The organism is Vibrio sp. 1402 (assembly GCF_033340275.1).
In genome coordinates this window covers 42373-68528 of sequence record NZ_JAWOWE010000007.1, presented here as the reverse complement: position 1 = coordinate 68528, position 26156 = coordinate 42373, and the positions used below count along the sequence as shown (strand labels likewise).

Below are 26156 nucleotides of genomic sequence, written 5' to 3'. Positions count from 1 at the left end.
ACTTAAGAGCAGCAAAGTAAATGCTTGGAAAACAAAGAAGGAAATAGGGGGTAAGCGAGGGGCTCTCCTGGTGCAAAGTCTTAAATGGAGGCCTTTGCACCGGGACTACTGAGGGTTAGCGGTTTAGTGCACCACAACGCTCAGGTTGGTATGTGATATCGACAATTTCAATTGTCTTCACTTGATTATTTGGCATTGGCCAGTCAAGTTTTTGGCCGACAGACAAACCGATCAGTGCGCTGCCTACGGGCGCAAAAATAGAGATATCATCACTGCTTTTCAGTTCAGAAGGGTAAACCAGTGTCTTTGTCATGGTTCTATCTTCACCTGAAAATTTAAACTCTACAGTCGAGTTCATCGTGACCACGTTATCTGGCATTTGTTCTGGCTCAAGAACTGTTGCTCGGTCGAGCTCTGCTTCTAATTCCACAAGCTCCGCTGCGATGTTTGGCATTTTATCCAACAAGGCCGTGATTCGGTTCATATCTAAGCTTGAGATGTAGATAGAATTGTTTTCTGACATTTTATGACTCCCAAATAAAAGGCCGCCTCACAAAAATGGGACGGCACTCTATATGTCAATTACGGTATCAATCATATGGACGCTATTCCATATGAACTAAACCTGATTTTAGTCTTTATAGTGCGACTTAGCTAGTAAAAAATTTTTGTTGTGAAGCTTGATTTTTCTAAATCTTTCAATCACTTCAGATATTGTTCTCTGTTCACCTTGAAACGGTGAAGTCAAGTGAGTGCGTCGTTTAGAAGCAAAGCAGGATTTATCGTAGGTGTGCTCGGTTTCGATGGTCAGCCTAACTTCATAAAAGCAAAACGGTATAGTCCGTTGCTAGCATGGCTTCGGTTATCTCAGTTTGTTAAAACTACCAATATCCGTTAATAAATTACTTTTTATTTCGCAATAGTCAGATAAATACGTTCATCTACCCCTTTAGGGTAGTTTGAAATTGTAATTGATTTACATCATGTATTAATTTTCTTTCACAATTAACAATGAGCTCAGTGATAAGAACCTAACCCTTAGGAATTATAATGAGCAAGTTGAAGCTAGTAGTCATCGGTAACGGTATGGTAGGGCACCGTTATATTGAAGACTTAGTCGAGAAAGCTGATATGTCTAATATAGACATTACGGTTTTCTGTGAAGAACCTCGTGTCGCATACGACCGTGTGCATCTTTCCTCTTACTTTTCTCACCATACTGCAGATGAACTTTCTTTAGTAAAAGAAGGCTTCTGCGAGAAACACGGTATTAACATGCTGATCGGCGAACGCGCGATTAACATCAACCGTGAAAACCGCATTGTTTACTCAAGCACTGGCCGTGAAGTTCAATACGACAAGCTGATTCTTGCTACTGGCTCATTCCCATTTGTTCCACCTATTAAAGGTCACGAAAGCAAAGACTGTTTTGTTTACCGTACTATCGAAGATCTTAAAGCGATCGAAGCGTGTGCGAAGAAGAGCAAATCAGGCGTTGTTGTCGGTGGTGGTCTGCTAGGCCTTGAAGCAGCAGGCGCACTGAAAGCACTGGGTGTAGAAACGCACGTTGTTGAGTTCGCGCCAAAACTAATGGCTGAGCAACTTGACCTGGCTGGTGGTAACCAACTTCGTCACAAGATCGAGCGTATGGGCGTGAACGTTCACACCAGCAAAAATACGCTTGAGATTGCGCCAGAAGGCACAAACGCACGCAACGTTATGCGTTTTGCTGACGGTTCAGAACTAGAAACAGACTTCATCGTATTCTCTGCAGGTATTCGTCCACAAGACAAACTAGCACGCCAAATGGAGCTAGAAGTGGCACCTCGTGGCGGTGTTGCTATCAACGACCATTGTCAGACTTCTGATGAGAACATCTACGCGATTGGTGAGTGTGCGTCTTGGAACGAAATGTTCTACGGCCTTGTTGCTCCTGGCTACAAGATGGCGACCGTTGCTGTTGACCACCTACTAGGTAACACAGAAAGCAAATTCGAAGGCGCTGACATGTCTGCGAAGCTGAAACTTCTAGGTGTAAAAGTAGGTTCAATCGGTGACGCGAACGGTCGTACTGAAGGCTGTAAGAGTTACGTTTACCAGAACGAAGAACAAGAAGTTTACAAACGTCTTATCGTTTCTAAAGACAACAAGAAACTGCTTGGCGCGGTTATGGTTGGCGACACCTCTGACTACGGTGACCTGCTTCAACTTATGTTGAACGAAATCGACCTACCAGAACACCCGGATGCGTTGATCCTTCCTGCACACGCAGGCGCTGAGAAACCAGCACTCGGTGCAGACGCTCTACCAGAAAGCGCAGTAATCTGTTCTTGTTTCGACGTAACCAAAGGCAAGATCGCACAAGCGGTTGCTGATGGTCACCACACATTGGGCGACATCAAAGCAGTGACTGGCGCAGGTACAGGCTGTGGTGGTTGTATTCCTCTAGTGACCTCTGTTCTAAATGCTGAGCTTGCTAAATCTGGTATCGAAGTGAAGAACGACGTGTGTGAGCACTTTGCATACTCACGCCAAGAGCTGTTCCACCTAATCCGTATTGAAGAGATCAAAACGTTTGATGAGCTTCTAGAGAAATACGGTAAAGGTTACGGCTGTGAAGTTTGTAAACCACTGGCTGGTTCTATCTTGGCTTCTTGCTGGGGTGAGCACATTCTTAAGCCACAACTGGTTAAGCTGCACGACACGAACGATAACTTCCTAGGTAACATCCAAAAAGACGGTACTTACTCTGTTATCCCACGTATGGCGGGTGGTGAAGTAACACCTCAAGCACTGGGTGCGTTAGCGAACGTTGCAGCAGAATACAACCTATACACCAAAGTAACCGGTGCTCAACGTATTGGTCTGTTTGGTGCTCAAAAAGACGATCTTCCAGAGATCTGGCGCAAGCTTATCGACGCTGGTTTCGAAACAGGTCAAGCGTACGCAAAAGCACTTCGTATGGCGAAGACCTGTGTTGGCTCAACGTGGTGTCGTTACGGCGTTCAAGACTCTGTTGGTCTGGGTTCTTACATCGAGAACCGTTACAAAGGCATTCGTACACCTCATAAGATGAAGTTCGGTGTTTCTGGCTGTACTCGTGAGTGTGCGGAAGCACAAGGTAAAGACCTTGGTATTATCGCGACTGACGCAGGTTGGAACATGTACGTATGTGGTAACGGTGGTATGAAACCTCGTCACGCAGACCTACTTGCAAGTGACCTAGATAAAGAAACGCTAATCAAGTACATCGACCGCTTCATGATGTTCTACATCCGTACTGCTGCGCCACTACAACGCACATCAGTTTGGATGGAAAACATGGAAGGTGGCGTTGACTACCTACGCGAAGTGATTGTTAACGACAAACTTGGCATCAACACTCAACTAGAAGCTGACGTAGCGAAGCTTGTAGACGAGTACGAGTGTGAGTGGACTGCGACCATCAACGACGAATCACAACTGACTCGTTTCGCGCACTTCATCAACTCTGACAAGCGCGATGAAAACGTCGTGTTTGTACAAGAGCGCGAACAGCACCGCCCAGCAACCTTCACGGAAAAACACCCTGAAGCGAAAGGCGACATCCTACACGTAGCGATCACTGAAGCATAAGGGAAGTTTGATTATGTCATTTGAAAAGATTTGCCAAATCAGCGACATCGTACCGGGCACGGGTGTTTGTGCTTTGGTTAATGGTCAGCAAGTTGCGGTATTTCGCCCAACACAAGCAGAAGAAGTGCTGGCGATCAGCAACACAGACCCGTTCTTCCAATCAAACGTGCTTTCTCGCGGTTTGATCTGTGAGCACCAAGGCGAGCTTTGGGTGGCAAGCCCACTTAAGAAGCAGCGCTTTAACCTGACAACAGGTGCGTGCATGGAAGACGAGCGTTTTAGCGTGAAAGCGTACAAAACCCGCGTAACCAACGGCGAAGTAGAAATCTCTGCGTAAGCTTGGTTTTCATTCCCTCCTCTTAGGGGGAGGGAATGAACTGAAACCTAGATTCAATAGACAAAGGCTTTCCAAGCATCATCTCAGGGGAACAGGGAAGCGAGGTGTTGTAGACAGCGTTCAGGTGTCAACGGGAAGCCTTTCTCTATTCAATCTTTAACTTTTTAACTTTTTAACTTTTTAACTTTCAATTTTGGATAAGGACACATTCATGTCTACTGATTTTAAGCCTGCAGAATTCGTGCAAACCATGATCAATGTTGGTGAAGCGAAAACTAATACAAGCACGCGAGACCTTCTGCTTCGCGGTACGATGGCTGGCGTTATTCTTTCGCTTGCGGTGGTGGTTGCTATTACCGCGATTGTACAAACGGGTATCGGTCTTGTAGGAGCACTTGTTTTCCCCGTTGGTTTCGTAATTCTAAGTGTGATGGGGTATGACCTAGTAACCGGTGTTTTTGGTCTAGCGCCTCTGGCTAAGTTTGCTAACCGTCCGGGCATCACTTGGGGTCGTATCTTCCGTTGTTGGGGTCTTGTAGGCTTGGGTAACCTTATCGGTTCTCTGATCGTTGCTTACCTAGTGGCTATCTCTCTAACAGGTAACTTCTCTCTAGAACTGAACGCAGTAGCGAAGAAATTTGTGGCTGTTTCTACCGCGCGTAGCCTTGGTTTTGAAAACATGGGTATGGACGGATGGATCACGTGTTTCGTACGCGGCATCTTCTGTAACCTAATGGTATGTCTAGGCGTTATCGGCAACATGACAGCACGTTCAGTATCTGGTCGCGTAGCAATGATGTGGTTCCCAATCTTCATCTTCTTCGCTCTAGTATTCGAGCACACAGTAGTAAACATGTTCCTATTCCCACTAGGTATGATTCTAGGTGCGGATTTTGGTATCGCGACTTGGTTGAACTTCAACCTTATCCCAACCATCCTAGGTAACATTGTTGGTGGTCTAGTAATGACTTGTATTCCACTGTACCTAACTCACGCTAAAACTGCGCCTTCTATCAATGCTGAAGAAGAAGTAAAAGCGCAACCTGCAATGGCTAAATAACCATTAACGGGTAATTCGCTTAATATGGTCCTGCTTCTGGATGGGCGGGACTATTCTCTAACTAGATTTCAATTTTTAACTTTCACTTTCGCGACATATTTTATTGATTTAGCTATAAAAAGTAATAACTCCTTAGAGTGGTTTTAGCCCTAAGTGCATAACGCGAGTGTTACTCTTTATATCTAAATTTTTCGATAGGCGTTGATATGACTACTGCTCACTCATCTTTAAACAGCGGCTTTGTTTCTCTTGTTGGTGCAGGTCCAGGTGATCCTGATTTGCTCACAGTAAAAGGCTTAAAAGCCATTCAAGCGGCTGAAGTTGTTGTATACGACCGTTTGGTGTCGAAAGACATTCTAGAATTGGCTCATGCATCAGCAGAGATGATCTACGTAGGTAAAAAATTAGACTTTCACTGTGTGCCTCAAGATCAAATCAACCAAATCTTGGTGCAGAAAGCACAAGAAGGTAAGCGTGTTGTGCGTCTGAAGGGCGGTGACTCATTTATCTTTGGCCGTGGCGGTGAAGAGTTAGAAGAACTAGCGGAATTTGGTATCAAATACGAAGTGGTTCCGGGTATCACAGCAGCAGCGGGTGCAACGGCTTATGCTGGTATTCCATTAACACACCGCGACCATGCGCAAAGCGTTCAATTCATCACTGGTCACGTACAAAAAGATGGTCGTGAGATTGAGTGGCATTCACTGGCGCAATCCAACAACACGCTTGTGTTCTACATGGGTTTGAAGCAAAGCGGCCACATTATGGATAAGCTGATCACTCACGGCTTAGATCCTGAGATGTCATGCGCCATTATTGAAAACGGTACGCGCCCAGAGCAGCGTGTGTTCCAAGGAAAGTTGAACGAGCTATCGATCATGGCAGAGCAAGCCGTGAGCCCAGCATTGATTGTGGTTGGCAGCGTGACTCAACTTCACAACAAGTTGGATTGGTTCGCAAAGTAATACTGCCCAGAACTGACTATATTTTACAGGGGCTTTGTTGCCTCTGCATTTCTTGCTTACGCATCGGCATTTGATCAATGAGGTTGTTGATAAACGACCAGTCTGTTTCTGCGCCCCAGCGGTGCTTTTCTAGACCATCTTTACCAAGCAAAATAGCGGTATGAGAACCTTTTTCGACCTCATAAAGACGAGCTAGCATTTTTAGGTCGAACTCTTCTTTAAGCCAAGCAGGAAAAGTATAACCTTGTTCTGTAATGACCAGCGTGACGACATCTCTGTCTTCCAACTCACACTCATTCATAAGTGTTTCTAGCAAGAATTGTTTGACGTATTCATCATTTTCTGGCGCAAAGTAGAGCACGCTTCTATGTGGCCAGTATTTGGAGTGCGCTGGATAACCAAATGCTGTCGATGACAAGATACAAGAAAGCAGTATCACTAGTAACTTTCCGCCCATGACAGTTCCCCTAGAAACCCAAATAACTTTTTATACGTTAAGTTTAGTGGAATTGGCTCATTGTGCTTTTTCCAAAACTGGCATAGGGTAGGCAGCAAATAAATTGAGCGTAGAAATAGATGAGTTCGGAAAGCAAACAAAAAATCGCCATTTTGGTTGATGTACAGAATGTGTATTACACCTGTCGCGAAGCGTATCGAAGCAATTTCGATTACAACCAGTTTTGGTATGTCGCCACACAAGGGAAAGAGGTGGTGAGTGCTCGTGCTTATGCCATCGCGAGTAACGATCCAAAACAACGTCAGTTTCATCACATTTTACGCGGTGTTGGATTTGAGGTGATGCTTAAACCCTACATCCAGCGTCGTGATGGCAGCTCGAAAGGCGATTGGGATGTGGGTATTACTCTCGATGCAATTGAAATTGCTCCCGAAGTTGAGGAAGTGATTCTAGTTTCGGGAGATGGAGACTTTAGTCTGCTAGTAGAGAGAATTCAGCAGCGCTTCAATAAAACGGTGACCGTTTATGGTGTACCTAAACTTACATCTCAAACTCTGATTGATTGTGCCGACAATTTTGTCGCGATTGATGACGATTTCTTGCTGTAGTGAATAGTGCAATAAAGAAAGGCGAGTCACTCAGGCTGTACGAAACGTACAATGACTCGCCTCTAATTTATCCTTGATTTGGCTAGTTACGAAGGAATGATCATTTGCCCTAGCAAGTAACCCAAGCAACACGCACCAATCACGCCGATTAAGCCCACAGACATGAATGAGTGGTTGAAGTACCACTTACCAATCTTAGTTGTGCCCGAGGTATCGAAGTTCACAGTCGCGATATCTGAAGGGTAGTTTGGAATAAAGAAGTAGCCGTATACCGCTGGCATCAAGCCGATAAGCAGCGCAGGTTCCAAACCTAAGCCGAGACCAACAGGCAACATCATGCGAGCCGTTGCAGCTTGAGAGTTCACCACAACCGACACAATGAATAACGCAAGCGCGAATGTCCAAGGATAGTTGGTTACCATCTCTACGATGCCAGATTTAAATTGAGGCATAGCGTACTGGAAGTAGGTATCTGACATCCATGCAATACCGAAGATAGCAATCGCCGCCACCATACCAGATTTAAATACCACCCCATTTGGTACGTCGCGCGGGTCAGTTTTGGTCGCAAGCAAAATGATACCGCCGAAGCAGAGCATCATCATTTGAATCACAACTGCCATGCTGATTGGCTTCGAGCCATCTACGATGGTACGAATGTCTGGCCACATTGCGATAACGACGATAACCAAGATAGAAGCAATGAACAGCAATACAGAGTTACGAGCACTTGTTGGTAGTACTTCATCAAGAGACGTTGCAGTTGTGTTGAGGATTTTTTCTCTCCACACAGGATCTTTCAAACGCTCTTGGTATTCTTCATCGTCGTCTAGTTCTTTACCACGCTTTAGGCTGTAAAGTGACATCAACAACGTACCGAATAAGGTTGCAGGTACAGTAACGAGCAGAATTGAGAGCAGAGTGATCTCGTGTTGAATATCAGAGAGTTGCGCCAAGTAGTAAACTACGGCCGCTGAAATTGGTGATGCCGTGATTGCGATTTGAGAGGCGACAGAAGCGGCAGCCATAGGACGCTCAGGACGAATGCCGTTTTTAAGTGCAACGTCGCCAATGATTGGCATGATAGAGTAAACCGCGTGACCTGTACCAAGTAGGAAGGTCATAAAGTAAGTCACGAACGGAGCAATAAGGGTGACGCGTTTTGGGTTCTTACGAAGCACACGCTCGGCAACTTGCAGCATGTATTTCAAACCGCCAGCGGCTTCAAGAATGGAAGCACATGTTACCACCGCTAAAATGATCAACATGACGGTGACAGGAGGAGAGGTTGGCGGCATCTTAAAGATGAAGACTTCAATCACCAAGCCAATTCCGGATACGACCCCAAGGCCTATACCACCATAACGTGAGCCGATATACAGCATCACGAGCAAAAATAGAAACTCAAGATACAACATGTGGATTTCCTTATTCAAAACAGAGGGCTACATAGCCAAATTACCTCTTTGTATTGTCTCGATATTCAGAAAGAAAATACTTCATGTTGTTCACAATCCGCTGGATAAGAAACAGCAATATTCAATTATTGGCAATAACTCACGCTACACAGGGGAACTGTTAACACAGTTTTATCAGGGTGTTTTTATGCTGTGTATTTTTGCGATCATGTGAGCGTTAAATGCGAAGAGGTTTAAGAGTTTGTTGCTATTCATCGCATACGTAACCAGACCTTACAGTTTCACAGAACGCGGAAATACAGTCATAACTAACCCTAAGAGTGCTTCTTTGTTATGAAAACGCAAAGGATAATAGTTTGCATTGCGATTGGTGCTTGGGTATAAAGGTGTCAGAATGACTACACCAACAATAAGCCATCATGTCTGAGCAATTTTTCCCGCAACTGTTTCAAACTTCGAGTGAGATTACACCTTATCTACACGGTGATATCGGCGAGATAGGGCAAGAAGCTATCCATATCGAGAATGATATCAACCCGATCATCCAAGGCCTTTACCAGCAAATCTCGGAGGCTCATCCGGAAGCGGGAAAAGCATATTGGTTGACAAGAACGTGGGATTTACTTTGTTGGCAGCCAGTTTATGTCGCATTCATCTCCATTTACGGTTACCACACGTTGCCAAACATTCGCGAGATAGCGCAGCACCTCAAACCTTGTTTTGTTTCTGGGTACCGATTCGCCGACGAAGTGCATATACATGGCGAGCCAGAAGCGTTGATAAAAGAGGCGGGGCGTCAAATCCGAGAACTGTTCGACTTCTATCAACAAGAGATGAGTCAATGGACACGCATTCGTCCTGGCTTCACCCATCAATTGATGTCGGACGGAATCATGGCTTGTTTAATTCGTCTCCAACAGCGCTTTCCGCAAATGACTAACTCGACACTTCAGGAGCATGCGGTCTTGTGGCTAAGCGCAATGGGTTTGGATGTTGATAATAGCCGCTCACTTCATGAGACGGAATCTGATCAGCCGCTAAAGTTAGTAAGAAAAAGTTGTTGTTTAGTCTATAAGTGTGAAGGCAGAAAGCTTTGTGCAGATTGTCCTCGTTTAGAGGAAAATCGACAGCTTATGAGCAAGAAGGTTCTTAATTAACATTTATTTAACTTGTGTAACAGTGCTCGATTTGAGAGTGAGAATAAGTATCATTGCATGCTCTTGTTGACAACAAAAAGATAAATACAATGATGAAAAGGACGTTTTCTTTCAATCTCATCGTACTTGCGATGAGCAGTGGATACGCAGTTAGCTCAATAGCAGCAGAAGATCTTCAACAAACATCGACTCCGAGCGATGAGCAATTGGTTGTTGTAGGCAGTGTGATGCCGAAATCGATCTCCAATATTCCAGGAACGGTTTGGTTTGTTGGCCAAGAAGAGATTGCTCAGCAATATCGTGCGGGCAAGACACTGGGTGATATTCTTTCTGCAACCATCCCTTCTTTAGACGTCGGCACCGGTGGTCGAACTAATTATGGTCAGAACCTTCGCGGTAGAGCAATGTTGGTAATGATTGATGGTGTCTCTTTACAGTCTTCTCGCCCGATTAGTCGTCAGTTAGACGCAATAGACCCATTCAACATCGAGCGAATTGAAGTACTATCTGGTGCAACCTCCATTTATGGTGCAGGCGCTACTGGTGGTGTTATTAACATTATCACCAAGAAAGCGTACTCGGATGACTTGTCGTTTGAATCCTACGTGAGTGGCACTACAGGCTTTAATAGCAGCGATGACTTTGATTACAAACTCGCTCAGTCTATCTCGGGTGGTAATGAGCGAATTACCGCTAGAGGTTCGGTTGTGTACACCGAGACACAAGGTGCATTTGACGCAAATGGCGACATTGTCACCCCAGACATTTCACAGGGCTCCTTGCAGTATAATTCAACGCTCGATGTTATGGGATCGACCGAGATTCAAATCTCCGATGCCAGCAAGTTAAACCTTGTCGCACAATACTATGACAGCCAGCAAGATTCGCCATACGGTTTGTACATTGTTAACAATAAATTTGTTGATGTACGAGAGGGGTTCGATTCCGACCGTGAACATGGTACAGAGCGAGTTCTCTTAAGTGCGAACTACGCTCACGACAGCGTATTCGGTCATCAACTGATAGGCGAGTTATCTTACCGTAGTGAAGACCAAACCTTTACTCCTTATTACCAAAGTGCCTCTCAACAAAAAACAGAAGTTTTTGCTGGGCGCTTAGCGTTAGCTAAAAGCTGGGAGTCATTCAAACTTGTTTATGGTGTCGATGCGTACTTAGACCGTTTTGAAAGTAACCAGGCTCTGTTCGATCCAACCATTGCGAACAGCTCTGGGAACTTAATTAATCGAACCTATGCCGAAGTGGGGCGTTACCCAGATGTTGATGTGGCGTCTTACGCAATGTTTGTCCAAGGGGATTACCAAATCAATCAAGATTGGTCAGTACAAGCAGGCTACCGCTACCAATACATGGACAATAAGATTGATGATTTTGTTGCCTATAGTATACAAAAGAAGATCGCATCGGGTAATGGTGTATCAGCGGATGCGGTACCAGGTGGCAGCACTGACTACTCAGTGAGCTTATTTAATTTGGGCACCATTTATCAGCTTAACGATGAATCTCAGCTTTGGGCGAACTTCTCTCAAGGTTTCGAACTCGCTGATCCTGCAAAGTACTACGGCCAAGGTAGCTACGATGCCGCGGATGCAAATGGTCACTACGCGTTGAACAATAGCATTAACGTATCTGACTCAAAAATGTCGGGCATCAAAACGGACAGCTATGAAATTGGTTACCGATTAGATACCGATACTGTCGCACTGCAAGCGGCGGGTTACTACTCGGTGTCGGATAACTCAATCAAGTATGACAAGAAGACGCTCCTAATCACCAATGTTGATGACGAGCAACGTGTATACGGTGCCGAAGCAAACATTAACTACTGGGTAAACCGTGATATTTTGTTAGGTGCATCAGGTCACTATGTGGTTTCTGAGCTGAAAACCAACGGTAAGTGGGAAGATCTAAGCGCGGGTAAAGCAAGTACATCAAAAGCGAACGCGTGGGCGGCTTACTATCAGGATGGCTATTCAGTACGTTTACAAAGCCAGACGATGTTTGATTACGAAGATGACGCAAACAATAAACTAGATGGATACACTACGTTTGATCTTCTTGGTAACGTAACACTACCTATCGGGCAGTTAGGTTTTGGTATTCAAAACCTATTTGACGAAGACTACACAACCGCTTGGGGACAACGTGCGCAGATTCTTTATGCAGCACACTACGATGCAGCAGCGTACGACTACAAAGGAAGAGGTCGCACATTCACACTGAACTACAGTGTCGAATACTAAAGCTAACTATCTCCGAATATCAAAAAAGCCGCTTGAAGCGGCTTTTCTTTTAGGCTTGATCTGTCTGCGCTGTGTCTACAACGTTTTCCGTGTGTTCTGAAGCTTGGTTTTGTTCTTCAGCTTCCATTTTCGCGCGTTCAGCTTTGGAGATATAACGCGGCTTATTGCTCTTATGTAGCTTAGCGTTATGCTTCTTCTGCTTCGCTTTCAAGATCTGATTGATTTTCTTCTTGCGGTTCATGGTGGTGGTCCTTTAATTTAGCGAGGCAGGATAGTTACTTTTTTATCAAGTTACAACTAAATAAGCGCCGGTATCGGTCGCAAAATTCAAGTACGTTCCTATGTCCAATCATCTATCGCGTTTTAATGGAGCCCAAATGAAAACACTGTACACCGAACGTTTGATACTGCGTCTTGTGAGTGTAGATGATGCACCATTTATACTAGAACTTTATAACCACCCAGACTTCTACCGTTTTGTCGGAGATAAACAAATTCGTACCGAATATGAAGCGGCGAGTTACATAAAAGAAAACATGCTACGCATGCAAAAAATTAGAGGCGTGAGTTTACTCGTTGTAGAGAAGAAAGAAGATGGGCAACCCATCGGGATTTGTGGGTTGGTTAAACGTGACACATTACAACACTATGATCTCGGATATGGATTTTTACCTTCCGCTTATGGCTTCGGCTACGGAACGGAGTCTGCAACCGCAGTGCTAGAATACGCTAGAGAGGAAATGAAACTCGATAATTTGGTTGCCATCACCAACAATGACAATATTCGTAGTATAAGTTTGCTCAAAAAACTGGGCTTTGAGTTTGAACGAGTTGAGCAGCAATATGATAATGGCCGCACGTTAGAACTTTACACAATGATGTTGTGATTTTTGGATAGTGCATGAGCGATATTTTACTTGGCAAACTCGCCACTGAATTTAAGACAGTAAAAGCCATGGTAGAGGTTTACTGTCATGACCATCATGGAACAAAACGTGACTTATGCTCAGAATGTCGTGAGCTGCTTGAATACGCAGAAGTGCGCCTCGACCGCTGTCCTTATGGAGAGAATAAACCGACGTGTAATAAATGTCCGATTCACTGCTACAAACCAGAGCCGAAAGAACAAATGCGTTTGGTCATGCGTTACTCTGGCCCCAGAATGTTACTGAAACATCCCATCTTGGCGGTTCGTCATTTGCTTCATGAAAAGCGCATGGTACCGGAAAAGCCTGCAGCGAACGCGTCAAACCGTCACAAGCGTTTATCTAAACAAAAATGCGAAGAATAAAAAAAACGAGGGCGACATGCCCTCGTTTTCGTTGAGTAGAAGCGGCGTGATTAGAGGCCAGCGGCCATACGCTGCTTGGTTTTGCTCGCAGCAAGTAGCATGTATACGCCAGTCGCAACCAAAGCGGCAAACAAGTAGCCTAGTAAGCCGTGTTCTTGGCCCATAAATTTATCAGCGACAACTGGGCCAGCAACAGAGCCGATGCTGTAGCTAAACAGCATGACTTGTGTCGCAGAGACAATAAAGCGTTCATCAAGTCCTTCGCAACCTAAGTTGATTGCTATCGGGTACAAGGCAAAAGTAGCTGCACCTAAAAAGAATAATGCAGCAGCCAATACCACGGCTGACGAGGAAATAAAGGTCATACCGATCGAAAAAATACCCAAAATACAGAAAAACGCCATTAGCACTGTGCGGCTCATGTATTTGTTTAACGCGGTCACCATTGGTTGAACTAGCATGCCACCTAGAATCACTAGCGCCATCAATGTACCAATGTCTTGATGGCTAATTTTACGGTTAGTTAACTCAACTGGCATTAATCCGTAGATTGCACCTAAGGTCAAACCTGAAACAACACAACCAATAATTGCTGCATGGTTTAGTTTGGCAATTTGCTTAAATGATAAAGCGGTTGATTCATGGCTGTTTGGCTGCTCACACTCAATGAACATTAGCACCAGCATCGCCATTAGTATCAACGTCGTGATCGCAATAAACGGAACGCCGCCACTTACGCCAAGCACGCCAATACCAAACTGGCCTAATGCTGAACCACCATAAAGCGATAGCATGTACAAGCTCAAACGTTTCGCACGCGATGCTTCGTCTCCAGACATTAGCCAAGACTCAACAATGACAAAAACACCAGCAACCGCGATACCCGCAATAAAGCGAGCGGCAAGCCACATCAATCCGTTAGCAAACACGGGTAGTGTGACGATAGTTAGCGAAAATACGGCCAAGCAACCAATAAACGCGTTACGGTGACCAACTTGACGTACGATACGTTCAATAAAAATAGCACCGGTTAATAAGCCGCCATAAAACACACTCGCCAACCAACTCGCGTAATCTGCTGAGATGTTGTATTCACCGAGCATGAGAGGGATCAAGCTCATTAAATAGCCCGAAGCCACCGCATAAAGAGACAGTGCGACGACTGGAACTGTAACTCGTGGTGATGCTGCAGGAACGACTGTGTTTTCCACTGTTTTGCGCCTATAAGTTAAATGAAATCTAAGGGTTATTCGGCGCGAATATGAGGCTAATAGTTAGGCAAGTAAAATGATAAATTTAAGTCGTTTCGATAAATAATATTTGTTAACTAGATAGGTTGATAAGTTGCATAAAAACGCCAACCTACAAACAAGGTTGGCGTGGAAGATTATTTAGTAAGTGCTTGATTTAACCATTGATCGAATTGAGTTTTAGGTAACGCACCATTGATCATATCAACGCGTTGACCATTCTTGAAAACCATAATGGTAGGAATACTGCGAATACCAAATTGCGTCGCAAGTTGTTGTTGAGCTTCGGTATCAATCTTAACAAAACGAGCCGTTCCGGCTTGCTCATGAGCAACATCAGAGAAAACAGGAGCAAAACCAACGCACGGGTTGCACCATGGGGCCCAAAAATCTACTACAACAGGCATATCACTTTGTAATAGAGCAGAAAAGTTATCTTGTGTACCTTCGATAGGCGAGCCGTCTAAAAGTGCACTTTTACATTTACCGCAAGTTGCAGATTCGGCAACGCGCTCATTAGGGACACGATTTAGACCGCCGCACGAAGGGCAGCGAGTTTTAAACGATGACATGACTTCTTCCTTTATTACGTATTGATGAAAACATGACTTACCAGTCAGCCTCATTATTTGTATACTTATTTTTTAACCTGCCGAAATAACGCAGCGCAGGTTTGTATTTGAGCCTAAGGTTCTAAGAAATTTTATTAAAATACAACAATAAATAGGTCTGCGATGACAAATTACTACGCTGAAATTACAGGTTGGGGGAAATGTGTTCCGCCAGCCGTGCTCTCTAACGATGATCTTAGCACTTTCCTCGATACTTCCGATGAGTGGATTCGTACCCGCACTGGTATCGAAAACCGCCGTATTAGTCATGTAAACACGTCAGACATGGCGACCGTTGCTGCTAAACATGCATTAGCTCGAGCAGGCGTCGATGCAACAGACGTGGATTTAATCATTGTGGCGACTTGTTCACCAGATTCATTGATTCCAAATATCGCGTCTAAGGTACAGCAGAACCTAGGTATTCGTGCAGCCGCTGCCTTTGACTTAAATGCCGCATGTACGGGATTTGTCTATGGCCTAGAAACGGGCACACGTTTGATTCAATCAGGTAACTATCGTAACGCGATCATTATTGGTGCGGAAAGATTGTCTTTCTACATCGATTGGGCAATGCGAGATACCGCTGTTCTATTTGGTGATGGTGCGGGCGCCGTTGTGTTATCAAGAACGGAAAAAGAAACGGGTTTACTACAGTCTCAAATCGGTTGTGACGCAAAAGGCCGCGATATTCTGTCCGTACCAAAGTTTGGTACTTGTATGGATCGCTTTGCGGAAGACAACGGTTACTGGGATTTCAACTTTGTAGGACAAGAAATTTTCAAACGTGCAGTAAAAGGCATGGGGCTAGCTGCGAAAACCGTACTGAAAGCATCACAGTTAACGACGGAACAAATCGATGTTGTGATTCCGCATCAAGCGAATATTCGTATTATTCAAACCTTGTGTGACCTGTCTGGAATTCCACACGACAAAGCGTTTGTTAACATTCAAAACTATGGCAATACTTCAGCTGCGACGGTGCCAATTGCATTGTGTGAAGCGGTAGAGCAAGGTCGAGTTAACCCAGGTGATAATATGCTTCTTGCTGCATTTGGTGCAGGTTTGACATGGGGTGCGGCAGTATTGAAATGGGGTGACCGCGTAACGCCAGTTTCTGAAAGTGATGCGGTTCTGCCTGAATGTGAGCAATCCGCGTTAGAATTACTTGAGCGTGCCATTAAGCTGTGTAACGAACGCCGTCGCGACGAGGTGTAACGGACACTCTGCAAACATAAGATGAGTAAGGGAGCGCGAGGCTCCCTTATTTGATGATGCGTTCTACAGCTAACCTGAAAAATATCTTAAGCCATAAAACCCAGGTTTGAATGAGTAAAATTACGGATGTTCGGGAAGACGTATTCCAGTGCAGCGTTATCACTCACGCCCATCCACTGCGCTAGTGTTGAACCAACTTGATCAGCGGCAATTTTGGGTATGAGTCGGCCTTGAGAGTAATCATCGTTTCCGCCCAGTATTAGTTCCGGCCATGTACCGATAGGTTGTTTCCCATTTACCGCGCCTCCAATTAATAGTTGATGGCCACCCCAGCCATGATCGGTACCATTTCCGTTGCTCATCATCCGTCGACCGAAGTCAGACATAGTGAAAGAGGTGACTTGCTTGTTTAGCCCTAACCGTTCGACCGCACGATACATTGCTAAAAGGTTTGTCGCGAGATCCTCAAGTAACACTGGATGACGTGTCAGTTGCGAATCGTGCAGGTCATACCCAGAGTGTTTAACGAAAAAGACTTGTCGTTGCTGCTTCAGGACATCTTGGCTTGCTATCAATTTGTACACGGTTTGCATCTGCTTGCCGAGCGTCGATGACGTAAACAGCGGCTCGTCAGCAATGTGGTTGAGTTGCTCGCTCAGTACACTACTCATTACCATCGACTCATCAACCATCAAATTAAAATGACCATTAAATGGATTGTCAGTTTGATGAGAGAGAAGGCGATCATAGATCCCCTTGTATAGCGGGTTATCAATCGCGGTAAGCTGAACTGCGCGATCTTTTTTCAGGACGGTTTGGCGGTGTTCCATTGCCCGTAACCAAAGCGAGTTGCCATGCACACTGTATAGCGGTGTTATTTCTGATTCAGAGTTTAATACATCCAACATTCTGCCAGCCCAACCAAGATTTTTAGACTCGCTCATTCCACCAAGTAACCAAGCGTCTGTTTGAGAATTATGAGAAAACAGTTGCTCGGGAAGTGATGCTTCACCTTGCTCAATAGCTTGTTTGGTGACGGGATGGTTGAGAATGCCACTATTGAGCACGATGCTGGCATCGCCTTGTTCGAAAACGGAAGTTAACGCATTTAACTTGGGGTGTAAGCCGAGCTTCACTGGGTGATTTGAGCTATCGACAGCACTCAAATTGATAGGGAGTATGTCTTCTTTGGCGACAGAGAGTGGCCCTCTGACTTTGGAATATTGATGATAGTGCGCCTCCGATAATGGCAGTATGGTGTTGAATGCATCGTTTCCGCCTGCTAAATACACACATATTAATGCTCGAAAGTCATTGGATGGCGCTGCGAGAGAGTAACCTGGCAGACTAAGAGAGGCTAGTGCGCCCATCGATAGCGTGCTTTGTATAAAATGTCGTCGTGAAATATCCATAATTCACTCCTAATCCTGAATATAAAATTCGTCGCCAGAAATGGCGGTAAATATCACTAGAGCGAGTTTTGTTGTTGGCACATAGTCCCCACGATAATCATTCAGGGCGGTGAGCATGAGCTCTTTCAATTCAGCAGAAGCCGTTCCAGCAAAGAAACGCTCGTTAACCAATTCGACTAAGGCACGGTGATCGTCCAGAAGAAGATAAAACTCGTTAAGATCGAAGTGGTAGGAATCACCACCTCCTCTACGAGTGCTGGTTAACATATAGTTGACCAAATCGGTATAAACAGACCAATTGAGAAGTTCATACTCTGGAGAGTTAATACCAGACTCCGTAAACTCGTTAGACGGCTGATAGTCTGGAGAGTAAAAATTAAACACGGAAGGAGAACGAAGCGGCCCTTGATTAGCGATGTTCATCATCGTTGTTGCGTCTTCGTAACGTGATCCTTTAATCGTAAAACCTGATGCTCGATGAAAATTAGTCAGGACCAGTATCGGTTCTTTCACTTTTATAGGCGGGGTATCCGTCATCCCTAATGCTTCAGGGTCGAGCAATATGGCTCGAACAACGGCGGTTAGATCGCCTTTTTCTCCTTCCCCATTGTTGTTAAATATCGTAGCAACACGCGCGACGTACTCTGGGCTTGGATTTGAACTGACCAAACGTTGGATAAGTAACTTTGAAACAAATGGAGCAACATTTGGGTGAGACATCAACATATCAATCACTTTTGAAAGCTCTTCTTGTGCGGTTAGACCCGATGGGATCACGTTCCCTAGAAATCGCTTCTCGCCGGTGTCGTGTCTTTGACTGATAACTCGCATCGGTTTCACGAATGCGATGTCGGAATTTTTCCATCCAGTTAATGCTCGCGCGAGCTCTTGAATATCAGTTTGATTGTACGTGGGGATAGGTTTGCCTGTTGCATGGTTTAGCTTTTTACTGCCATCTAAATTGAGTTCATACAAACCGATAGTGAATAACTGCATTAACTCTCGAGCAAAGTTCTCATCGGGAAGCGTTCCTGTCGCACTATTTTCTTTTGCACTACCGAGCATAGACAAATAGCTCCCCATGACTGGATGGATGGAAACGTCATACAACAGGTCTCGGTAGTTGCCAAACGCATGCTCAACCAACAGATCGTAGTAATTCACTAACCCTGTAGGTTTGCTGGAAAGAACGCCGCCATAACGAGAAACGACTACGATCTGACTCAATGCATAAGCCGTTCGCTGCCTAAGCTGATCCTCAGCAGTAACAACAATTTGATACCAAGCATTTTCTCGGTTTGACTGTAGACCTTTAGAAAAAGGCGTTTGATAAAGTGGTTGATGGTAGGTTGCTGGCAGGTTGATTTGTTTCTGTATCCAGTCCTCTAACCCGTTTTCCCTAACCTCATTAATTAATGCAGGTGTTGGTCCAAAAGAGGTTTGATAGAGAAAACGCGCAACGGTTTGATCGGATGGGGATTGCTGTATTTGTGCTGATACATTAGGCACATGGCTCAGCAATAAGATAGCCAATCCTAGTACCCAAGCAGAGATTTTATTTAGCTTCTGACGTCTCATAGTTAACTCGCTTACCCGAAGTAACGATTTAAGTCCATTTAACGGGAGTTATTAAGCTCTTTTGAGCTGTTTAGTAAATTTATGAAAATCAAGCAGCTGCATAGGCGAGTATAGTAGCTATAAGTGGTGAACAAAAAACTCAAACGATGAATTTGGTACTATAGTGCTAGAAGTTTTTGATGCTATTTTTTCTAAGATACTGATATTAAATATGGCCAATGAAGAGTAACAAGCAGAGATATCGCAATGGATATAGAAGGGGGACAGCTAAAGTACTGTTAACAAGAGATTGGTATGTTTGTTAAGGCTTAAGTTAGTTTCAAGAAATTATTGAGCCAATAAATAAAGTCCATTGGTTTGCACAAGAGAAAACCACACGGATGTTCTCTTGTACAAAGCAACAAAGGTTATTTTCGGGCAAGCTTATGGTGAGCACGAGAAAAGTGATCGGCACAAAATGCGCCAACAATCGAGAGTTCGCCAGCCAGACAAAGCGCAGCTGCGACTTCGGCTAACGCTTTCGCTTTGCCGTTGCCGTGCAAACCCAAAATATCCAAACATGCTTTTTGCGTTGGAAGGCCAGTACCACCGCCAACCGTTCCCACCATGATGTTTGGCAAGGTCACGCACGCGTACAAGTTGCCTTGAGCGTCCACATCCATACGAGTGATTCCAATGGCAGACTCTGCAACGCAAGCGGCATCTTGACCACAAGCAATGTAAAGCGCGGCAAGGGCATTTGCGTAATGCGCGTTGACGCCAATTGTCCCGCTGAGTAAACCACCCACCGTGGTCATTTTGCCAAATTGAACCATAGACTCCGGCGTCGTATGCAGATATTTTTCCACCAACTCAGCAGGAATGGTCACTTCGGCGGATACTTTCTTACCGCGTACCGAGCGCAGTGTGTGTGCGTTTGGTTTTTTGTCGCCTGATAAGTTGCCATCCAAGAATGCTTGAGTTGGTTTGATTGGGCTGGTCGCCAAAATATGATGGAACACTTCGTTTGTCGCGATGGTCACCATGTTTTGTCCGGAAGCGTCACCAGTCACGTATTCAAAGACCAAATAAACATGGTTTCCTTCGATATTTACATTGATGTCTTTGAGTTTGCCATGTGAGGTGGTGGATTCCGCAATTTGACGAAATACGTCAAACTGGGTCACAACCCAACTGACGAACTGGCCGGCGTCAGCAAGGTGATTAAAGGCGAATACTGGTGTTCGGCTCACCCCTTCACTTAGTAACAATGCGCTCGCGCCACCAGCGGCGGTGATAAGATTTGCGCCACGGTTGTAGGAAGCGACTAACGCGGCTTCTGTCGTTGCGAGCGGAACCAAAAAGTCATCGTTCGCATACAAGCCGTTGACGCGCAAAGGGCCTGCAATGCCGACCGGCACATTAACAGTACCAATGAAGTGCTCGATGTTGTTGGAGTAAGCATCGCGATGTGACTGCGTGAAAGGATCAAGGAGATGATCTTTATTGGTCACGTGTTCCAATACTTGCCAACGGCGCGCCAAATGCTTATCCGACAGGCCAGGGCTTAAGCAGAGACGTTTCTCTGGCTTGTGAAACTTCGGTTCTAATGCCGATTGAATCTTACTGCTGGTTTCGATATCGGAAAGGGCGGAGCTTTGAACAGGGTTATCTTGGTTTAACTTCGGCATACAAACGTTAACTGAAAAATCGAACCAGAGATTGTAGTGATTGAGGCTTTGATTACAACGTTGATTATACGTTTTGCAACAAATACCACTGTGCAAGCGCCTTTATTATCCAAGTGATTTGATATTGGAGCGACGAATTTATCGGACATAAATGGGTTTTGACAATGAATGTTGAGTAAATGGTAGATCCGGGAGGTTATGGCTTTTAGAGAAACTGGCCTGTAGGTGTTTTGATTCGACAAGGTGTAAGCATGAGTGCCTTAAGAGCGGAATGGTTCAATCTATGAAAGGAATAAATTGTCTAACCCAGTCCCTTGAGTCAGACGCTAGCTTGAATCCGTTATCCAGAAGTTAGTTAAAGGTGCGAGCCACACGTCCCGCACTTTGAATACGGTAATGGCCAACGTAAGCAGGAACAAATACCGATTGTCCTTTCGCGGCGGTTAACGTCTCACCGTTATCACTGATGAGTGTCAGGTCGGCATCAATCGCCATCAAAATCTCTGCGCTGTTAGCCTCAATCACTTCATTGTTCGGTTCGTTAAGAATGCTGAAACTAAAGTCTGCCACTGGAACGGGGTAAAGGCTTTGGCAACCATTGGCATTGGGTTCGAGAACAAGGCCGTTAAACGGCTTAGGCACAAAGTCTGTGCATTTAACCAGTTCTTCAACATCCATATGTTTCGGCGTGAGTCCTGCACGCAAAACGTTATCTGAGTTCGCCATGATCTCTAATCCCGTTCCTTTAATGTAAGCGTGTGGCGTTCTTGCGCTCAGGAACATCGCTTCGCCAGGTTGCAGCGTGATGACATTCAACAGTAATGGCGCAAACAAGCCGACATCGCCGGGGTATTGAGTGGATAGATCCAAGATGAGCTGGAAAACGTCGCTGTCAGTGCCTTGTTCCGATTGACGTGAAGCGTGGGCAAGAAGTTGTTTCAGTGCTCGCTCTTTTGTTTCTCCTTCTATGGTCAGAATGTGCACAAAGAAATCGCGTAAACCTTGTGAGTTGGCTTCGTGTTTGAATGCATCTAGTGGCGCGCGTAGCTCATCGATATCGCAAAGGCTAAATGCCTCAATAATCTCGGAATACGAGCGAAAACCGTTCATGGCTTGGTAACTTGTCAGTGCGTATACCAGCTCAGGTTTGTGGTTTGGATCCTTGTAGTTACGATGGCTCGCGTTTAGCGGGATCCCAGCACTTTGCTCTTTTTCGAAGCCTATTTCGGCATCTTGCTTGCTTGGGTGAACTTGAATCGACAGTGCGTGTTCGGCCGCTAAGATTTTAAACAGAAAGGGCAGGTCGCCAAATTTTGCTGCGGTTTCTGCTGATAAATAAGCGGGTTGGTTTTGTTTGATCAGTTCAGACAAAGGCAGCGTGTTTTGCTCAACCTGAACTTCAGAGCAGCCGTTTGGGTGAGTACCCATCCATACTTCTGCTTGAGGCTCATTCGTTTCGTTAGAAAAGCCAAACAAATCGTGAATAGAAGAGGTGCTTCCCCAAGCGTAGTTTTGGATTTTGTTGTTCATTTGAAAGAAGCTATGCGATGAAATAGTGTTCAAATTCATGAATTTTTCCCATAGTTAACCCTCCGAACTGAATCGGAAGAAAAATTGAGCAGAGATACGTTAAATAAGGAGGGCGAGCGCGGTTAGGTCACTCGCCAATTTGCCCGAAGGGCGATAAGTCGATTTACAACCGAGGCTTTGGTTCGAGTGGTTTTCGTGATGGTTGCGCTTGCAAAAATGGCAGCAACAAAAGGCCAATGACGGCTGCACAAACTGAAATGGTGATGAAGAAACCCGTCCAATGATATTCTTCAAGAATTAACGCCAGTGGATAACCAGACAATGCTGCGCCCATGTAGGCGAACAAGCCCACGAATCCTGTTGCCGCGCCGGCAGAATCTTTGTGAGAGCACTCAGCCGCCGCCATACCGATCAGCATTTGTGGCCCAAAGACAAAGAAGCCGATGGAGAACAATCCCGCTGCTTGGAATGCAAAGTTGGTCAGAGGCATTAGCCAAAGCGCAGAGACAGATAAGAAAATCCCAATCGCGAACAGCAAGTTCATTGGCCCACGGTTACCGCCAAAGAGTTTGTCTGAGCCCCAGCCCGCAACCAATGACCCAACAAAACCGCCGATTTCAAACATCGACAGAGCAGCGTTGGCATTAATCAGGCTATAGTGATGCTGCTCGGTCAAGTACAGGTTTCCCCAGTCATTGATTGCGGTTCGGACGATGTAAACCAACACATAACTGAACGCGAGCAGCCAGATGTATTTGTTGTTAAATACGTACGATTTCAGAATTTCGCGGTAGGTGAGGCCACGTCCGTAATTTTCTTGCGCAAGTTCTAGTGCGTCGTTGCGCCATTGGCCGACACTTGGTAAACCCATTGTTGTGGGTTTGTCGCGCAATCGCCAACAAACGAATAGACCGAGTAATACCCCGATGATGCCGGGTAGAATAAAACCTTCACGCCAGCTGTAGTGCAACGTTAAATAGCCCACCAAAATAGGGATCAGCGCGCCACCAACGTTGTGTGCGGTGTTCCAAATGGCCCATAAGAAGCCACGCTCGGAGCGTGAATACCAAGTGGTTAACAGCTTCGAGCATGAAGGCCAGCCCCAGCCTTGGAACCACGCGTTTAAGATCCACAGAGTAATGAAAGCCGCGAGTGAGCTAGAAAAGCCGAACGCGATGTTGACCAGACCTGTCGCAATCAATCCTAATCCCATGAAATAACGAGGATTAGAGCGATCCGAAATCGTGCCAGAAATAAACTTCGAGCAGCCGTAGGTGATGTAGAAAAGCGTACCGATAAGACCCAAATCGCCTTTATCTAAGCCAAGATCGGTAATCATCGCTGGTGCGGCGTAGTTAAAGGTCTTACGGGTAAAGTAGAAACCTGCATAGCCGATGTACATCCCCAACATAATGTGCAAACGCCAATGGCGGTAACGCTGGTCGATTTGCTCGTTGCTTAGACTCGGTTGAGTAAATTTAGGTGAACGTAAAAATCCAAACATCTTGAGTTACACCTTAGGTAAAGTAATGCTGATTTGTGTGCCGATCACTTGATCGCTGGTGGAGTAGATAACCATTTTTCCACCTAACGCGTGCACACGCTCTTGCATGCCGCGAACGCCCATGCCTTTCATACTGTCCTGAACTTTGAAACCGACACCATCATCGTGAATCATCAATGACACCGCCGTTTCTCCAATTGTCAGTTCAATATTGATCAACTGCGCTTCTGCGTACTTGGCAGCGTTATTTAATGACTCTTGGCATAAACGGAATAGGGTTACTTTGAGTGTGTCACTCAGGCTTGTGTAATCGCCTTGCCAGTTCAGTTGAACAGTCGTTCCGTGATTGGCGAATTCCATTTCTCGCGTCAGTTGCTCGACGGATTCTTTCAAGTCCAAATCATCCAGCATTTTGGGTCTTAGCTTGCTTAACAGTCGCTTAGTAGTGTCGTACACGTTGAGGGAAAGCCCTTCAATCATGTCGGCGCAACCAACGCGTGTTTCTGCGTTATTTACCCGCTTAATGATGTTGGCTTGTGTGCGGATTGCCGTGATGTTCTGGCCGATTTCATCATGTAGCTCGCGCGCAATATCGCGTCTTACCGATTCTTCCGCTTTGATAAGCTGGCGAGACAAATTCTGATTGCGTGCAAGTTCGCCGCGCAGTTTGTGATTGAGGTCTTTTTGTTTCTGAACCCCTAAACCGAGCATAATGCCAGTAATGGTTTGCGCCGAGAGAGATAATAACAAATCGGTGATTTCTAGATTCGATACGCCGCTACGAGCCGCAATCAGCGCTATGCTGTTGAGCATGGTGGCGAGTAGGGCACCTTGCCAGCCGTAACGCAGAGCAAGCACGATGATTGGAATCGCCATACAAAACGGCGCAAATCGTTTTAGCTCTTCAGGCAAACTGGTTTGCACCAAAATACTGCCGATCAAAAGCAGCGCATAAAGCACGATATGACGCACCTGAAATACAACGGCATTACTAAGTAGGAGAGAGCTAAGCGGAGACCAACGACTTTGGAACAAATAGCTCCACAACAGGTAGCACATAGGCACCACGAGCAAGCCTCCAGAAATGCTAGCCAGCCAAACCATGTAAACAGAAGGCACGTGAAATCCGACCGCCATTACGTTGATGAAGGCGGTAATGATGATCACAATGCCCATGACGGCTAAGTGGCGGTTTTGGTCACCGTAGTAGTATTTTTTCGCAATCAGTGTGACCGGGATACTGGCAATGCTCGCAATCAGCACGGTAAGCCACTGCGGTTGACCCAGTAACATCGCAAGTGCGATGGAAAGTCCCCACTCCGAAAGGTAAATCGTCGGCCAATAAGCGGTGCGAGTGTGTAGGGCGACACCTAATCGTAAAGCGAAAGGAAACAATAAGATCGCCAACTCGGGATCATTGACAAAGTAATAGGCAATCACCCACAAGCAAAACCAAGCGCAAGCCATAACAAAAAGTCCGCAAATGGTGGTAACAGCATAAGCTCGCATTAAAAGGACTCTTGAGAAAATAGTTTGGCGAGCTCAACGTTGTTTTTCACGCCGAGTTTGTCGATGGCATTCGCACGATGAACATGCACAGTCTTGTGGCTCAAGCCAAGCTCTGCCGCGACAGACTTTACATCCAACCCATTGGCAAGTAGCTGACATACCTCGTTTTCACGTTTTGTCAGTTGGCATAGAGAGGTGGTGTTGTCGCTAGGCGTTGCAAGTTTAAGTGCAATATCTGATGTGAGGTAACAGCCGCCAGAAGCACTGGTTCTCACGGCTTGAATAAGTTCGTCTGGGCTACAGCGTTTACTAAGATAGCCTTTTGCACCTAGCTTTAGTGATTTTTCCACCATCGCAGGGGAGTCATGCACGCTAAGCATCACGCAGGCAATGCCAGTTGGTATTTCGCTGAGAAAGTTTAAGCCGCTTTCATCTGGCATGGAAATATCTAGGATGACGACGTGTGGGTGTACCGCAGGCAACCCTTTTCGCGCTTCGGCGACAGAGCCGAATTCACCAACAACGGTAATATCACTTTCTAAATTTAATAATTGTGCGAAACCCGAACGCACGATGACGTGATCATCAACTAGAGCAACATGAATCATTATTACAACCAAATAGAGCAGACGACTAACAACAATAAGCTCCAACAGGAGCCAATAGAAAAACCTTTAATGATACTGAATTGATCAACTCATTTTA

At 45.4% G+C, this 26156-nt stretch carries 23 protein-coding genes; 10 read left to right on the top strand and 13 right to left on the bottom strand.

What is annotated here, in order from left to right:
* Positions 1 to 115: 115 nt before the first annotated feature.
* Positions 116 to 523 (bottom strand): nucleoside diphosphate kinase regulator, encoded by a 408-nt coding sequence (gene rnk, locus R7044_RS14785; protein WP_005390213.1) that lies wholly within the window; start codon positions 521 to 523, stop codon positions 116 to 118.
* A 527-nt stretch (positions 524 to 1050) separates the two neighbouring features.
* Here rnk and nirB point away from each other — a divergent pair.
* The 4 genes from nirB to cobA all read left to right on the top strand — a co-directional run bounded on the left by nirB (position 1051) and on the right by cobA (position 5977).
* Positions 1051 to 3615, top strand: a complete 2565-nt coding sequence (gene nirB, locus R7044_RS14780; RefSeq protein WP_205391159.1) for a nitrite reductase large subunit NirB — start codon at positions 1051 to 1053, stop codon at positions 3613 to 3615.
* A gap of 13 nt (positions 3616 to 3628) precedes the next feature.
* Entirely contained in the window at positions 3629 to 3952 is a 324-nt protein-coding gene (gene nirD / locus R7044_RS14775; protein WP_054575426.1) for a nitrite reductase small subunit NirD, read from the top strand.
* A 211-nt stretch (positions 3953 to 4163) separates the two neighbouring features.
* A complete protein-coding gene (locus tag R7044_RS14770) occupies positions 4164 to 5012 on the top strand; it encodes a formate/nitrite transporter family protein (protein ID WP_005387971.1) in 849 nt (282 codons plus the stop codon).
* Positions 5013 to 5218: 206 nt separating this feature from the next.
* On the top strand, positions 5219 to 5977 hold the full coding sequence (cobA, locus tag R7044_RS14765; protein ID WP_017634651.1) for a uroporphyrinogen-III C-methyltransferase: 759 nt from the start codon (positions 5219 to 5221) through the stop codon (positions 5975 to 5977).
* A 16-nt stretch (positions 5978 to 5993) separates the two neighbouring features.
* On the opposite strand, the gene R7044_RS14760 is transcribed toward cobA, so the two are convergent.
* Positions 5994 to 6434 (bottom strand): DUF4174 domain-containing protein, encoded by a 441-nt coding sequence (locus tag R7044_RS14760; protein WP_005387976.1) that lies wholly within the window; start codon positions 6432 to 6434, stop codon positions 5994 to 5996.
* Between the two features lie 119 nt (positions 6435 to 6553).
* Between R7044_RS14760 and R7044_RS14755 the strand changes: the two genes are divergently transcribed.
* Positions 6554 to 7042 carry an NYN domain-containing protein gene (locus tag R7044_RS14755; RefSeq protein ID WP_005387978.1) on the top strand — a complete coding sequence of 163 codons (489 nt, stop codon included), beginning with the start codon at positions 6554 to 6556 and terminating at the stop codon, positions 7040 to 7042.
* Between the two features lie 86 nt (positions 7043 to 7128).
* Here the strand turns inward: R7044_RS14755 and R7044_RS14750 are convergent, their stop codons facing one another.
* Positions 7129 to 8460, bottom strand: a complete 1332-nt coding sequence (locus tag R7044_RS14750; RefSeq protein ID WP_005376060.1) for an anaerobic C4-dicarboxylate transporter — start codon at positions 8458 to 8460, stop codon at positions 7129 to 7131.
* Between the two features lie 419 nt (positions 8461 to 8879).
* Between R7044_RS14750 and R7044_RS14745 the strand changes: the two genes are divergently transcribed.
* Entirely contained in the window at positions 8880 to 9617 is a 738-nt protein-coding gene (locus tag R7044_RS14745; protein WP_225455650.1) for a siderophore ferric iron reductase, read from the top strand.
* Positions 9618 to 9706: 89 nt separating this feature from the next.
* Positions 9707 to 11878 carry a TonB-dependent receptor gene (locus tag R7044_RS14740; protein WP_225455649.1) on the top strand — a complete coding sequence of 724 codons (2172 nt, stop codon included), beginning with the start codon at positions 9707 to 9709 and terminating at the stop codon, positions 11876 to 11878.
* Between the two features lie 49 nt (positions 11879 to 11927).
* On the opposite strand, the gene R7044_RS14735 is transcribed toward R7044_RS14740, so the two are convergent.
* Positions 11928 to 12119, bottom strand: a complete 192-nt coding sequence (locus tag R7044_RS14735; RefSeq protein ID WP_005376066.1) for a DUF2986 domain-containing protein — start codon at positions 12117 to 12119, stop codon at positions 11928 to 11930.
* A 136-nt stretch (positions 12120 to 12255) separates the two neighbouring features.
* On the opposite strand from R7044_RS14735, the gene R7044_RS14730 reads away from it, so the two are divergent.
* Both R7044_RS14730 and R7044_RS14725 read left to right on the top strand, forming a co-directional pair.
* Positions 12256 to 12765 carry a GNAT family N-acetyltransferase gene (locus tag R7044_RS14730; RefSeq protein WP_033907038.1) on the top strand — a complete coding sequence of 170 codons (510 nt, stop codon included), beginning with the start codon at positions 12256 to 12258 and terminating at the stop codon, positions 12763 to 12765.
* A gap of 14 nt (positions 12766 to 12779) precedes the next feature.
* Positions 12780 to 13169, top strand: coding sequence for a nitrous oxide-stimulated promoter family protein (locus R7044_RS14725; protein WP_005387988.1), 390 nt, complete (start codon positions 12780 to 12782; stop codon positions 13167 to 13169).
* 50 nt (positions 13170 to 13219) lie between these two features.
* Here the strand turns inward: R7044_RS14725 and R7044_RS14720 are convergent, their stop codons facing one another.
* Entirely contained in the window at positions 13220 to 14380 is a 1161-nt protein-coding gene (locus R7044_RS14720; RefSeq protein ID WP_033907039.1) for an MFS transporter, read from the bottom strand.
* A 176-nt stretch (positions 14381 to 14556) separates the two neighbouring features.
* A complete protein-coding gene (gene trxC / locus R7044_RS14715; protein WP_005387991.1) occupies positions 14557 to 14991 on the bottom strand; it encodes a thioredoxin TrxC in 435 nt (144 codons plus the stop codon).
* Between the two features lie 162 nt (positions 14992 to 15153).
* On the opposite strand from trxC, the gene R7044_RS14710 reads away from it, so the two are divergent.
* Positions 15154 to 16248 (top strand): ketoacyl-ACP synthase III, encoded by a 1095-nt coding sequence (locus R7044_RS14710; RefSeq protein WP_053349917.1) that lies wholly within the window; start codon positions 15154 to 15156, stop codon positions 16246 to 16248.
* A gap of 86 nt (positions 16249 to 16334) precedes the next feature.
* On the opposite strand, the gene R7044_RS14705 is transcribed toward R7044_RS14710, so the two are convergent.
* The 7 genes from R7044_RS14705 to uhpA all read right to left on the bottom strand — a co-directional run bounded on the left by R7044_RS14705 (position 16335) and on the right by uhpA (position 26059).
* Positions 16335 to 17660, bottom strand: a complete 1326-nt coding sequence (locus R7044_RS14705; RefSeq protein ID WP_170890083.1) for a DUF1501 domain-containing protein — start codon at positions 17658 to 17660, stop codon at positions 16335 to 16337.
* Between the two features lie 9 nt (positions 17661 to 17669).
* A complete protein-coding gene (locus tag R7044_RS14700) occupies positions 17670 to 19238 on the bottom strand; it encodes a DUF1800 domain-containing protein (RefSeq protein WP_064369239.1) in 1569 nt (522 codons plus the stop codon).
* Between the two features lie 407 nt (positions 19239 to 19645).
* Positions 19646 to 20908 (bottom strand): hydroxymethylglutaryl-CoA reductase, encoded by a 1263-nt coding sequence (locus tag R7044_RS14695; RefSeq protein ID WP_205461016.1) that lies wholly within the window; start codon positions 20906 to 20908, stop codon positions 19646 to 19648.
* Between the two features lie 351 nt (positions 20909 to 21259).
* Positions 21260 to 22477 carry a mannose-6-phosphate isomerase, class I gene (manA, locus tag R7044_RS14690; RefSeq protein WP_225455648.1) on the bottom strand — a complete coding sequence of 406 codons (1218 nt, stop codon included), beginning with the start codon at positions 22475 to 22477 and terminating at the stop codon, positions 21260 to 21262.
* A gap of 124 nt (positions 22478 to 22601) precedes the next feature.
* Positions 22602 to 23942: an MFS transporter gene (locus tag R7044_RS14685; RefSeq protein WP_005480243.1), complete on the bottom strand. Its 1341-nt coding sequence runs from the start codon at positions 23940 to 23942 to the stop codon at positions 22602 to 22604.
* Between the two features lie 6 nt (positions 23943 to 23948).
* On the bottom strand, positions 23949 to 25451 hold the full coding sequence (gene uhpB / locus R7044_RS14680) for a signal transduction histidine-protein kinase/phosphatase UhpB (protein WP_225455647.1): 1503 nt from the start codon (positions 25449 to 25451) through the stop codon (positions 23949 to 23951).
* Positions 25451 to 26059, bottom strand: a complete 609-nt coding sequence (gene uhpA, locus R7044_RS14675) for a transcriptional regulator UhpA (RefSeq protein WP_005388005.1) — start codon at positions 26057 to 26059, stop codon at positions 25451 to 25453. The genes uhpB and uhpA overlap by 1 nt, the downstream gene beginning before the upstream one ends.
* Between the last annotated feature and the right edge of the window lie 97 nt (positions 26060 to 26156).